Annotated in this window: 9 protein-coding genes, 6 tRNA genes and 1 rRNA gene; 1 reads left to right on the top strand and 15 read right to left on the bottom strand. The window is 42.3% G+C overall.

The annotated features are described in order from the left end of the window. Positions 1-196: 196 nt before the first annotated feature. From ABD734_RS08415 to ABD734_RS08385, 7 genes are all read right to left on the bottom strand, one after another. Positions 197-2,329 (bottom strand): ATP-dependent Clp protease ATP-binding subunit, encoded by a 2,133-nt coding sequence (locus ABD734_RS08415; RefSeq protein ID WP_344703299.1) that lies wholly within the window; start codon positions 2,327-2,329, stop codon positions 197-199. 301 nt (positions 2,330-2,630) lie between these two features. Then, positions 2,631-3,392 carry a SurA N-terminal domain-containing protein gene (locus ABD734_RS08410; RefSeq protein WP_344703298.1) on the bottom strand — a complete coding sequence of 254 codons (762 nt, stop codon included), beginning with the start codon at positions 3,390-3,392 and terminating at the stop codon, positions 2,631-2,633. A 213-nt stretch (positions 3,393-3,605) separates the two neighbouring features. Beyond that, complete coding sequence (glmS, locus tag ABD734_RS08405) at positions 3,606-5,408, bottom strand: glutamine--fructose-6-phosphate transaminase (isomerizing) (RefSeq protein WP_344703295.1); 1,803 nt, start codon at positions 5,406-5,408, stop codon at positions 3,606-3,608. Positions 5,409-5,723: 315 nt separating this feature from the next. Continuing rightward, positions 5,724-7,073, bottom strand: coding sequence for a phosphoglucosamine mutase (gene glmM, locus ABD734_RS08400; protein WP_344703293.1), 1,350 nt, complete (start codon positions 7,071-7,073; stop codon positions 5,724-5,726). A 25-nt stretch (positions 7,074-7,098) separates the two neighbouring features. Continuing rightward, positions 7,099-8,037 (bottom strand): CdaR family protein, encoded by a 939-nt coding sequence (locus tag ABD734_RS08395; protein ID WP_344703291.1) that lies wholly within the window; start codon positions 8,035-8,037, stop codon positions 7,099-7,101. Then, the gene (gene cdaA, locus ABD734_RS08390; RefSeq protein ID WP_344703288.1) at positions 8,024-8,848 is read right to left on the bottom strand and encodes a diadenylate cyclase CdaA; all 825 of its coding nucleotides are present in this window, start codon (positions 8,846-8,848) and stop codon (positions 8,024-8,026) included. The genes ABD734_RS08395 and cdaA overlap by 14 nt, the downstream gene beginning before the upstream one ends. 22 nt (positions 8,849-8,870) lie before the next feature. Continuing rightward, positions 8,871-9,818 carry a helix-turn-helix domain-containing protein gene (locus tag ABD734_RS08385; RefSeq protein WP_344703286.1) on the bottom strand — a complete coding sequence of 316 codons (948 nt, stop codon included), beginning with the start codon at positions 9,816-9,818 and terminating at the stop codon, positions 8,871-8,873. 162 nt (positions 9,819-9,980) lie between these two features. Here ABD734_RS08385 and ABD734_RS08380 point away from each other — a divergent pair, with 162 nt between their 5' ends. Then, positions 9,981-10,436 carry an ArsR/SmtB family transcription factor gene (locus ABD734_RS08380; RefSeq protein ID WP_344703284.1) on the top strand — a complete coding sequence of 152 codons (456 nt, stop codon included), beginning with the start codon at positions 9,981-9,983 and terminating at the stop codon, positions 10,434-10,436. Positions 10,437-10,527: 91 nt separating this feature from the next. On the opposite strand, the gene rocF is transcribed toward ABD734_RS08380, so the two are convergent. The 8 genes from rocF to rrf form a co-directional block, all read right to left on the bottom strand. Beyond that, on the bottom strand, positions 10,528-11,439 hold the full coding sequence (gene rocF / locus ABD734_RS08375) for an arginase (RefSeq protein WP_344703282.1): 912 nt from the start codon (positions 11,437-11,439) through the stop codon (positions 10,528-10,530). A 131-nt stretch (positions 11,440-11,570) separates the two neighbouring features. Further along, positions 11,571-11,643 (bottom strand) — tRNA-Lys (locus tag ABD734_RS08370). Between the two features lies 1 nt (position 11,644). Continuing rightward, positions 11,645-11,719 (bottom strand) — tRNA-Gln (locus ABD734_RS08365). Positions 11,720-11,728: 9 nt separating this feature from the next. Then, positions 11,729-11,809 (bottom strand) — tRNA-Tyr (locus tag ABD734_RS08360). Positions 11,810-11,813: 4 nt separating this feature from the next. After that, positions 11,814-11,886: transfer RNA gene (locus tag ABD734_RS08355), tRNA-Val, on the bottom strand. A 10-nt stretch (positions 11,887-11,896) separates the two neighbouring features. Continuing rightward, positions 11,897-11,968: transfer RNA gene (locus tag ABD734_RS08350), tRNA-Glu, on the bottom strand. Between the two features lie 28 nt (positions 11,969-11,996). Continuing rightward, positions 11,997-12,071: transfer RNA gene (locus ABD734_RS08345), tRNA-Asn, on the bottom strand. A gap of 14 nt (positions 12,072-12,085) precedes the next feature. After that, positions 12,086-12,200: ribosomal RNA gene (rrf, locus tag ABD734_RS08340) — 5S ribosomal RNA — on the bottom strand. Positions 12,201-12,211: the final 11 nt, after the last annotated feature.

Raw genomic sequence — 12,211 nt, 5'->3', positions numbered from 1 at the left:
TACCCTCAATTCCTGAATCATTTTCAGCTTTTCTTCAAATGAATAATATTTGTCAGTCATAAAAGAACCCCCTCCAGGTTTACAGATGTTTTATTTCATCTGTAAACCTGGAGGGGGTCAAATCAATTCCCCGGAAGTCTTTTTTCATGCTTTCCATTTCAAGAAGTTCGCATATTACACGAGTCCATCTCAATTTTTAGACCAATGCGACTCTTACTTCTCCTTCTTCTAACCTTACTTCAACGTTGCCTACCGCTTCCTCTTCCAGTATAAGATCTGTAAGTTGGTCCTCAACCATATCCTGGATGACCCTTCTTAATGGTCTTGCACCAAATCGTTTATCATATCCGAGCCGTGCCAGTTCATATTTCGCTTCATCCGTAATCGTGATTCCGATATCGTTGTCTTCGACGGCTTCCCGAAGTTCTGTCAACATGAGGTCGACTATCAGGAATAGGTCATCTTCAGAGAGTTCATTGAAGTTGATGATTGAATCGAAACGGTTCAGGAACTCAGGTTTAAAGTAGTCACTCAGATTCTCCAGTGTCGATACAGACTCATGTGCATCTGCATTGAATCCCACACTCGCTGTATTGACTCCTGTGCCTGCGTTACTTGTCATGATGATGACTGTATCCTTGAAACTGACCATACGACCGTGCGAATCTGTCAAATGACCATCTTCCATAATCTGCAGGAAAGTGTTCTGTACATCAGGATGTGCTTTTTCTATCTCATCTAAAAGGATGATGCTGTACGGGTTATGCCGCACTTTTTCAGTCAGTTGTCCAGCTTCCTCGTGGCCAACATAACCTGGAGGAGAACCGATGATTTTAGATACTGCATGCTTCTCCATGTACTCACTCATATCAAGGCGTATCATGGACTCTCGGGAACCGAACAGTTCCTCCGCCAATGCTTTAGTCAGTTCTGTCTTGCCGACCCCGGTCGGTCCGACGAAGAGGAAAGAGCCTATCGGACGGTATTTCGATTTCAAACCTGCCCTACTGCGACGTACTGCTTTCGCAACTTTTGCGACAGCTTCTTCCTGTCCAATGACTTTACTCGTCATCCTTTCTTCCAGATCACGCATCTTCTCTTGTTCATCTGTCTGCAACTTCGTTACAGGGATGCCAGTTTTCTCCTCAATTATCAACTGGATATCAGAGACATCAACGTCGATGGTCTTCTCTTCATCCTTAGCTTTCTCAAGCTGTTTCTCAAGTTGGATTTCGACATACTTCAAGTTTGCTGCTTTTTCATAATCTTCTCGTTCTGCCGCCTCGTTTTTTTCTTTCTCAATTTCATCGAGATGCTGTTGTATGGCATGCGCATCGTTTTCTGCATTTGCCAAGTTCAACCGTGAACCGACCTCATCCATCAGATCAATCGCCTTATCCGGCAAAAACCTGTCCTGGATATAGCGGTCAGAAAGTGATACAAAAGCATGAATCGCTTCGTCGGAATAACGTACTTCATGGAAATTTTCATAGCGATCCTTGATACCTTGAAGGATTTGTTCCGCTTCTTCCAATGTTGGTTCTTTCACTATAATCGGTTGTAAGCGACGCTCCAGAGCTGCATCTTTTTCGATCTGACGATATTCTTTTAACGTAGTCGCCCCAATGAGTTGCATTTCCCCACGGGCAAGTGCAGGTTTCAATATGTTTCCTGCATCCATCTGTGAGCTCTCTGCCGTACCCGCTCCAACCAATAGATGGATTTCATCAATAAATACAATGATGTCGTCCCTTTGCTGTATTTCTTCGATCAATTGCTTCATGCGCTCTTCAAATTGCCCACGGATACCCGTATTGGCTACAAGCGAGGCTACATCGAGTATATATATCTCTTTGCCTATCAATTTTGTCGGCACTGCACTTTCAGTAATTTTCAGTGCCAACCCTTCTGCGATGGCCGTCTTACCTACCCCTGGCTCACCAATTAATACCGGATTGTTTTTGTTCCGCCTATTTAATGTCTCGATCACACGCTTGACTTCTTGCTCGCGACCGATGACAGGATCAATTTCTCCTGCTCTGGCTGCTTCTGAAACGTTTTTGCCAAGCTGTTCTATTAGGCTGTCGTTACCTTCTTGACCCTGCTTGACGGTAGTACCTGTATGGCCAGACCCATTTCCTTCATAATATTCATCATTATGTCCTTCACCATTGAAAGGGAATCCAGACTGGAATCCATCAGAGTTCATCATCTGTTGTCTAATATCTCGGAAACATTGGTTGCATAAGTGCATCTGTACCTTTTTATTGTTAAGTTTCATTGCAACATTAACATTTGCATCATTTATTCCACAGTTTTGGCATTTCATGAATCATACCTCCTATATAATTGACTTTGACTAACTTTGACTATATAGATAGTATAAAGCCTTTCAATCATCATTTCAAAGAGTCTGCTTCAAAAATTATTTGAAGCCTTATGCGTTTGACTAACTTTGACTATATAAATATTATACATTGACCTTGTTTGACTTTCAAGTGATTAACCTTAAAAATCTGCATATAATTATAGGTGTCTACCATCGTTGAATCTTTAAAATAAAAACCCCTGCACCGGTACTAAAGCCCGGGTACAGGGGGTTGGAATATTGTTTTTCATTTACTGGCATTTTACAGGTGTATAGTGATGTCTCCATCCTCACGAAGCTTTTCAGCGAGTTTCTGGACCGCTTCACTTTCTTTTTGCGACTTGATCTGGGATTCCAGTTCAGGCTTAAGTTCTTCAAAAGATGGTAGTTCCTCCGCACCTTCCATTTGTTCACGCTGTTCTTTCGCATCATCATAAAGTGACTGTAATTCCTTCTCTGTCGGTTTGACCTCGCCCGTTTCTTCTGCAATCAGCTTATCTACTTTCACCTGAGTTTTAATTTGGGAGGTGATTTCCTCTTTAGACATGCCCTGCTCTTCTACGGCAGCATAGAAATCTTCTTTGGATTCCATGCCATTCTGCTTAACAAGGCCATCAAGCATATCATCCACTTCTTCATCGGAAGCTTTATAGTCACGTTCTTCTGCTTCTTGTACAAGTAACTTCTGACCGACCATTCCATCGGCTATCTGCTTTTTCAGTTCACCCTGGTCTACTTCTTCACCAGCCATCTGCTGCTGGATGGCAAGCTGTTGAAACTGTGCTGTATAAGTTTTTTCAAATTCATCTTTCTTCACTTCTTCTCCATTCACTTCTGCCACGACGTCCGGTACATCATCAAGCTCAGGTTCAGGCATTTCTGGCTGTTCGCCTTCTTGTCCCTTACTTGCTGTTTCTTCTTTCTTCGCATCATCATTCTTATCTTCAGCTGACTCTTCTCCTCCACATGCTGCCAAGGCAAGAATCAATGTGCCTAGAGTTAGAGCCATTAATATTTTTTTCATAATTATTTTAGAACTCCTTCCAATACTTACTGTCCGTCATTTTAACACACCATGAACTTAATTCCATTTCTTAAGGGAGGACATATCTGTTTATTTTTTGAAATGTGAACATTACATGAAGTAAATATAACTTTTTAACTCACCGAAAATATAAAATAATGCCCTTTATAGAAGTTTTTTAATCCATAAGGGCATCATTAAATGTTCTGCTTTCTATTCCACTGTCACTGATTTTGCGAGATTTCTCGGCTTGTCCACATCGTTGCCACGATGTAGCGCAGCATAATAGGCAATAAGCTGATATACCACTACCGAAACAAGGGGGGTCAACATCTCATGCACTTGCGGAATGACATAGGTGTCCTCCTCCTGATCCATTCCTTCCATGGATACCATGCATACTTTAGCCCCTCTTGCTTCAACTTCCTGGGCATTCCCACGGATATTCAAATTGACCCGTTCCTGTGTCGCTAAGGCAAACACCGGTGTATTCTCTTCAATCAATGCGATTGTGCCGTGCTTAAGCTCACCGCCAGCAAAACCTTCTGCTTGAATATAGGATATTTCCTTCAATTTCAAAGCGCCTTCGACACCGACATAATAATCCATAGTGCGGCCGATAAAGAAAGCATTTCTTGTTGTTTCAAGATATTCGTTGACGATCTGTTCGATTTCAGGCGCATCATCGATAACAGCTGTGATGGCTGTTGTAACTTTAGCGAGTTCACGCATCAGATTGATTTCAATGTCTTTGCCGAGTTCTCTTGCGGTTACTTGAGCCAGAATCGAGAGTACTGCAATTTGAGCCGTGTAGGCTTTTGTTGAAGCGACGGCGATTTCAGGGCCCGCATGCAATATAAGTGTTTCATCCGCTTCCCGGGCGAGGGTAGATCCGGGTACATTGGTCACAGTCAGGGATTTATGTCCCTGCTTTTTGACATCAACAAGTACTGCCCGGCTATCTGCTGTCTCACCTGATTGAGAAATGAAGATGAATAGTGGGTTTTCTGATAGAAGTGGCGTATTGTAGACGAATTCTGAAGCCACGTGCACTTCAGTCGGCATCCCCGCCCATTTCTCAAAGTACTCTTTGCCGATCAGACCAGCATGGTAACTTGTTCCGGCGGCTATGATGTATATACGGTCCGAACCTTTGAGTTGGTTTATCACTGCATCATCAATTTTAAGGTTTTCGTCCTGATCCTGATATTCCTGTATAATTTTGCGCATGGCTGCCGGCTGGTCATTGATTTCCTTAAGCATGAAATGATCGTAAGTCCCTTTTTCAACTTCGCTCTCATCGATCTCGGCTATGAAGGATTCTCTTTGAATTTCTTTACCCAAAGCATCCTTAATGATGATTTCATCTTTTTTCAGAAGGACAATCTCCTGATCCATCAATTCAACAAATTCATTTGTTTCCTTAAGCATTGCCATTGCATCAGAAGTGATGACATTAAAACCTTCGCCCTTACCGAGCAGAAGTGGGGATTTGTTCTTAGCTGAATAGATGACTTCCGGCTCCTCTTCATCCAGCAGACCAATGGCATATGATCCATGTAGAAGGTCCAAAGTTTTCGTGAAAGCTTCTTCAGTAGTCATTCCTTCCGCCGCGAACTTGGCGATGATCTCGACGATGATTTCAGAATCAGTGCTTGAAACCAATTCAACATCCGGGATGTAAGTTTCTCTAATCTGCTCATAATTTTCAATGACACCGTTATGAACTAATGTAAAACGTTTATCAGTGCTTTGGTGTGGGTGGGCGTTTTTGACGTTCGGTACACCGTGGGTGGCCCACCTTGTATGACCGATGCCTGCTGTCGAAGCGAAATCCATATCAACCTTTTCAGTCAAATCCTTAATTCTGCCCTTTTCTTTGAAGACTTTTACTTCCTGTTCATTCCTGACACCGATACCTGCGGAATCATAGCCGCGATACTCCATTTTTTCAAGACCGTTAAGCAATATATTCTTAACATCTTTGCTTCCTATATAACCAACAATTCCACACATAAAAAACATCCTTTCCGATTTGGTAGATCCATGCCAATGTTCTGTCCCGCCAGTCACCCGGCAGTTTTATCAATTGGCTTCACGAATACTTTAGTACCCGGGACAGCATCCGCCGATTTTCGATAACTGTCCTCCTCGTCAACAGGAAAACCTGTCCAGGCGCTATTCCGATTTCTTAAATTCTCTTTATTCTCCTTCACTGTCAGTGGTTTCATTCTAATGGAAATGCTTTCCTACCGCAATATAAACATAGATTAATGAATACCGTCTTCTCAAAAAACAGGCTTCCGGATTATTCATCCGGGAGCCTAAAATTTATTCGAGTCCCATTTCCTGTTGAACCACTTCAGCTATAGCATTGGCATAACTGCTTGATAGTTCTTCTGTTTCCGCTTCAGTCATTACCCGGACAAGTGGTTCTGTACCCGAAGCTCTGACAAGGACGCGACCATTGCCATTCATTTCCTTCTCAACTTCTTCAATCTTTTTAGACACTTTTTCATTTTTGACGACATTATATTTGTCTGAAACCCGGATATTCACCAATTCCTGAGGATACGTCTCAACTTGTTTTGCAAGTTGTCCCAGCGTCTTGCCGGAGGATTTGATGATCGCTGCGAGGTGGGCACCTGTCAAAAGCCCGTCGCCTGTTGTATTGTAGTCCATCATGATGATATGGCCGGATTGTTCGCCGCCGAGGCTATACCCTCCTGCTCTCATCTCTTCAACAACATATCTATCTCCGACTTTAGTCTTGTCACTTCTGAGCTTATGGGCTTCCAATGCTTTGTAGAAACCTAGATTACTCATGACTGTCGATACAACCATATCATCTTTCAGCATACCTTCTGATTTCATATGCTGAGCTAGGATGAACATGATCTTATCACCGTCTACAATATTACCCTTTTCATCCACTGCTATTATCCTATCGCCGTCCCCATCGAAAGCGAAACCGAAATCGCACCCTTCTTCTACAACAAGCTCTGCAAGTTTTTCAGGGTGAGTTGACCCGACGCCCGCATTTATATTCTTGCCGTCAGGGTTACAGCCGATGGTCACTGTATCTGCTTCCAAATCACCAAAAAGATAAGGTGCCAGGGAATACGTCGAACCATGTGCACCATCCAGGCCAATCTTCATGCCTTCGAGTTCGACATCTACTGTGGACTTCAGGTAACTTATATATTTTTGTCCACCTTCGTAATAATCCGATTTGCTGCCAAGTTCAGCACCTATCGGTCTTGGTAATGTATCTTTCTCTGTATCCAGAAGTTTTTCTATTTCAGCTTCCTGGTCGTCACTCAGTTTAAATCCATCGGATCCGAAGAATTTGATGCCGTTATCCCCTACAGGATTATGTGAAGCTGAAATCATGATGCCTGCGTCCGCATCCATCTCCTTGGTCAGATAAGCGACGCCTGGAGTCGAGATGACACCAAGTCGCATCACTTCTGCTCCAATTGATAAAAGTCCAGCCACGAGAGCGGATTCAAGCATTTCCCCTGAAATGCGTGTGTCGCGTCCTACCAATACGGTAGGGTTAGTGTTGTCATTTCCCGCTAATATATAGCCGCCAAATCTGCCAAGCTTAAACGCTAATTCGGGAGTAAGTTCAGTGTTTGCAACACCTCTGACTCCATCAGTTCCAAAATATTTACCCATCTCTTTCTCCTTTTTAATCCAAGATTTAACTGTTTTCCTCAACCTGTATTTTTGCTTGAAAAACTGCCGGTTCTGTGCGGTCCACATTTTCCGGCAGATCGATTTTCACATCTTGTGAAGTCGATTGGCTTAAGCCGTCTATATCAACATCTACATTCATTTCATCGATTCCTGATAATATGTCTTCTGAACCGAATACTTCTACCGTTTCATAATTGAGGTCTACATTTTTTAATGAATATCCCTTTTTTACTTGGCCATTCACCTCAAAGCTTACTGGTACTTCCTTGCTTCGTTCATCAACTTTAATTTCAACCCGGACACGTCCTGGATCTAGCTTGACGTCCAGTTTGTTGAATTGGGCATCAAATACGCTGACTTCAGCTTCTTCAACGCGATCTTCAGTGATTTTTGAATTATCACTTAAAGTGGCACGTACATATTGTATACGATTCATCTGACTTTCTCCACCCACGACCGTGATTGTTTCAGGCTCCACCGTAATTGATTTAAGTTCATGATCTGATCCTATACGACTGTCACTGACTTCTGCCTGCACTTCAAATGTTTTCGTTACAAGCTCCTGTATATCTACATTCGCTGATTGTGGGACTATTTCTGCCGTCACATTTTCTGGCAGACCTTCTATTGTAAAGTGTTCTTCATATTCCCCGATATCACGATTCCTCAAATCCAGATAGACAGTCAGATCCCGTGTGGTCTGGAGCCTTTTGATATTCGAAGCATTACCGAATAATTGTACATTGACTTGTTCAGGAGCACCTGACACATAATAATCTTCTTCTTCATAAAGTATTTCTACTGGGACATCCTCAATTATTTCCATATCTGCTGTATCGTTGTCCGCATTCAACAATTCATCAAATACATTATTGACCGACAAGAACATGAACAGTGCCAATGCCAAGGCGACAAATCTGAGCCCCCATTTACTTTCTAGCAAACAAACCGCCTCCTTCCTTCACAGGTGGAAGTATGTTCCAATGTGTCTTCAGCAGGTCATCCAGCTCTTCAAGTGTAATTTCCTTAGTCAGGCTGCTATCGTATGAAACAGAAATGTTTCCTGTCTCTTCTGACACAACCACTGTGAAGGCATCAGTCACTTCCGATATCCCTACCGCGGCACGGTGCCTCGTACCAAGATTCTTAGCTATTTTGTTGCTGTCGGATAATGGAAGATAACTCGCTGCCGTAGCTATCTGGTCCCCTTGGATAATCATTGCCCCGTCATGCAGTGGGGTGTTTGGTATGAATATATTGATCAGCAGTTCTGAACTTATATTTCCATTTATGGGTATGCCTGTTTCTATATAATCCTTCAACCCAGTTTCCCTTTCAAAAACAATCAGTGCCCCGATGCGCCGCTTAGCCATATAACGCACTGATTTCACCATTGCTTCCCTAAGTTTATCGTGTTCCGATGTAGCACTTCCATTGCCATTCTTACGGAACAGGCTGCCCCGCCCAAGCTGCTCCAGGGCACGCCTTAATTCAGGCTGGAAGATTACGATTATTGCCAGGAAACCCCATTCTAAAACTGTATCGAACATCTGAGTGGTCGTGGTAAGATCAAAATAGTTACTTATCGACCGGCCGATGAGAATGAAGAATATACCTTTGATCAGCTGAATTGCTTTTGTACCTTTCATCACTGTCATCAAAAGGTAAATGACATACCATACGATCAGCAGATCGACAATACTTGTAATTATAGTAGCTGTTGTGAAATTCCCTAAAACACTGTCCATCTGCATAATATGTCCCTCACTTAATCATTCATATACTGTCGAATTCTTTTTCCAATTCGTCATGGATTAAAGAAAGTACTCCATCATTTCTCACAGTCGGGATATCAGATTTGATATCATCAAAAAGTGCTGCGGCACTTCCAAAGTCCCCTTTTTTAAAAGTGGCGTAACACATCAATAATTTTGCCTCTGGACTGTTTATGTTCTCCACTCTTTTTTGAAGCAGTTCATAATTACCAGTCATCGCAAAATTCTTTCCTTCAATTATAGCGAGCTCATCTGGTTTGTATTGGATTTGAAGCATCCTGGACTGCTTTTCCACTCTTTTAAGCATCCTGAGTGATGTAAGATATTCTCCGCATCTCTGATAACAATCGGCCACAGCGAACATGATGCGAATCACTCCGAAATTCTGATCGGAAAATCGGAGGATCGTGAATAAAGTATCTTCCAACAAATCTAGGGCGGCCTCCACCCTACTTTCTTCGACCATCAACTCCACTTTGAGGAGAATCGCATCAATGTAGGTTTGATTGAAGGAGACAGATGAGAGAAGTTTTACGGCCTGATCGATATGTACATTAAGATTCTGTCCGTCTCCAATATGCCTATAATACTTAGCATATAATAAATGGATCCTGCCATTATCCGGTGCTGGGACTTCATCCACCTTCTGATATTCTTTATCGATGAAATATTCAAACGAGGTATAGTCGCCCTGATCCACCTTCTGTTCATAATAAGAGATTTCGCGCAGTATTTCTACATCATTATACCGGAAATGGGAAACTTCCTGCATAAAATCATTGACTGAACAGTTCAACCGCTCACTCAGCTTAATCAAAACGTTTGTGGAAGGATGGACACTGCCCTTTTCAATAAGACTTAAATAGGTTCTGGAAATGATTCCCTCAGCCAATTCTTCTTGAGTCAGATTATTATTGTTGCGGATTTCCTTAATACGCTGTCCTATCATAAAGGCGCCCCCTCCACTTACTTAACAATTCCATCATATCAAATTGCCCTTTATGCAACAAATGTTACAAGTGTTATCAGTCAAATAAATGGATGTTTATTCCGTTGACATAACAATTTCACTTAATCATACTATAAACATACATTATAAGGGGTGTTAAATGTGAAAAAACTGCTTGTAATAGATAATCTTGCTCAATTAAAAAGTGTCAGTGATCCATTTCGCATCCAACTCCTCACAATGCTTGGAGAAAAACCAAAGACAGGACAGATGCTTGCTGATGAACTTGAGATTCCTCGTGCAAAAATTCATTACCATTTGAATGAACTGCTCAAAAATGGAATTATCCATGTTGTGAAGACAGAAGAGAAGAATAGTATTGTACAGAAGTTTTATGAACCCATCGCTAAAAAAGTAGTCCCTAATATAGATCTTCTTAAATATAGTTCAGATGAAAAGAAGAAGGATAGCATGTCCTATAACTTAAGAATTAAAGAAGATGATCTTAAATCCTTTAAAAAAGAGCTGAAAAAGTTCGTTAAAGATAGCTCAGTAAAAAAAGATACAAAAAACTCAAAAGACTACAAGGTCCAGATCATGCCCATAGGAGAAGAGTGAATACGGATTAAAAAACCTGTACCGGAATGAAGTGAAGCCCAAAATTGAACGTTTTGGATTCGCCTCAACACGGCTACAGGTTTTTTATCAATTAAAGTTGCTTTTTTCCAAATAGGCTTTCTGCAATCTTCACTGCTTTCTCTGCTGTTTTATTCTTCTCATCAAGTAGAGGGTTCACTTCCACCAAATCCATTGAGGTTATTCTCTCACTCTCATTCAGCATCTCCATAGCGAGCTGTGACTCAGAGAGCGATAATCCTCCATCTACTGGAGTACCCGTGCCCGGTGTTTCCAGTGGATCCAAGGCATCTACATCGACTGATAGGTGAATGCCATCTGTGCGTCCCTCCAAATGGACCAGAGCTTCCTTCATAACATTTTCTATGCCTTTAGCTCTGATGTCACCCATTGTAAATGTCAATATATCATTCTCTTTAATATATAATTTTTCACCTTCATCCAGATCTCTCATACCTATAAGCACTACATTTTGCGGTTTTACCTTTATACCCCGATTGTAGAGATTGACCAAATCCTCGTCTCCCACTCCGCATGATATACCCAATGGCATCCCGTGGATGTTACCAGAAGGTGATGTACGGCTATCATTGAGGTCACCGTGCGCATCGTACCAAATGACTCCCAAATCTTCATAGTGCTTGCTTATGCCTGCTAAAGAACCAATCGATAAAGAATGATCTCCTCCAAGTATCAAAGGAAAATGTCCTGAAGAAACTGTGTTGTCAACTTCAGCCGCAAGCTCAAGGCTGAAATCCATCACCTCTTTATAATTTAATAGATTCGTTTCATTCTTAACAGAATGATTGGAAGCATTAACCCGATACTTGCTTCGTATATCCCCCGCGTCAGTAACAGTGTAACCTAACGAATAGAGCGCTTTATCAAGACCTGCATATCGTATTGCGTCCGGCCCAAGATCTACTCCCAACCTTGGTTGTCCGAATGTTGTCGCTGCACCGATAATATGTATATTCTGATTCATAACTATCCCCTTTTCAGTTAATTCTCACAACATACATAATATACAACATCGGATTTTTATGCAAATATAAATAATATTCCGCATAAAACATAAAAAAAAAAGACACTTTCGATTAGAAAGTGTCTTAATGATGAGCCATAGAGGATTCGAACCTCTGACCCTCTGATTAAAAGTCAGATGCTCTACCAACTGAGCTAATGGCTCATGGCTGGGCTGACAGGATTCGAACCTGTGCATGACGGTACCAAAAACCGTTGCCTTACCGCTTGGCGACAGCCCAATAATGAAATGGAGGAGGGCAGATTCGAACTGCCGAACCCGAAGGAGCGGATTTACAGTCCGCCGCGTTTAGCCACTTCGCTACTCCTCCGTAATGGAGAATGACGGGTTCGAACCGCCGACCCTCTGCTTGTAAGGCAGATGCTCTCCCAGCTGAGCTAATTCTCCTGAAGATAAATGACCCGTACGGGACTCGAACCCGTGTTACCGCCGTGAAAGGGCGGTGTCTTAACCGCTTGACCAACGGGCCAGAATAAATTTTATTTAAAACAAAAAAATGGCTCCACAGGTAGGATTCGAACCTACGACCGATCGGTTAACAGCCGATAGCTCTACCACTGAGCTACTGTGGATCAATCTATAAATTGCCCGGCGGCGTCCTACTCTCACGGGACGTCAGTCCAACTACCATCGGCGCTGGAGAGCTTAACTGCTGTGTTCGGCATGGGAACAGGTGGGGCCTCTCCGCGATTGCCACCGGACAATATGGCAT

The organism is Salinicoccus jeotgali (genome assembly GCF_039538805.1).
In the GTDB taxonomy this organism is placed as follows: domain Bacteria; phylum Bacillota; class Bacilli; order Staphylococcales; family Salinicoccaceae; genus Salinicoccus; species Salinicoccus jeotgali.
The sequence above is the reverse complement of the archived record's forward strand: the minus strand, read 5'-3'. Positions and strand labels throughout refer to the sequence as shown.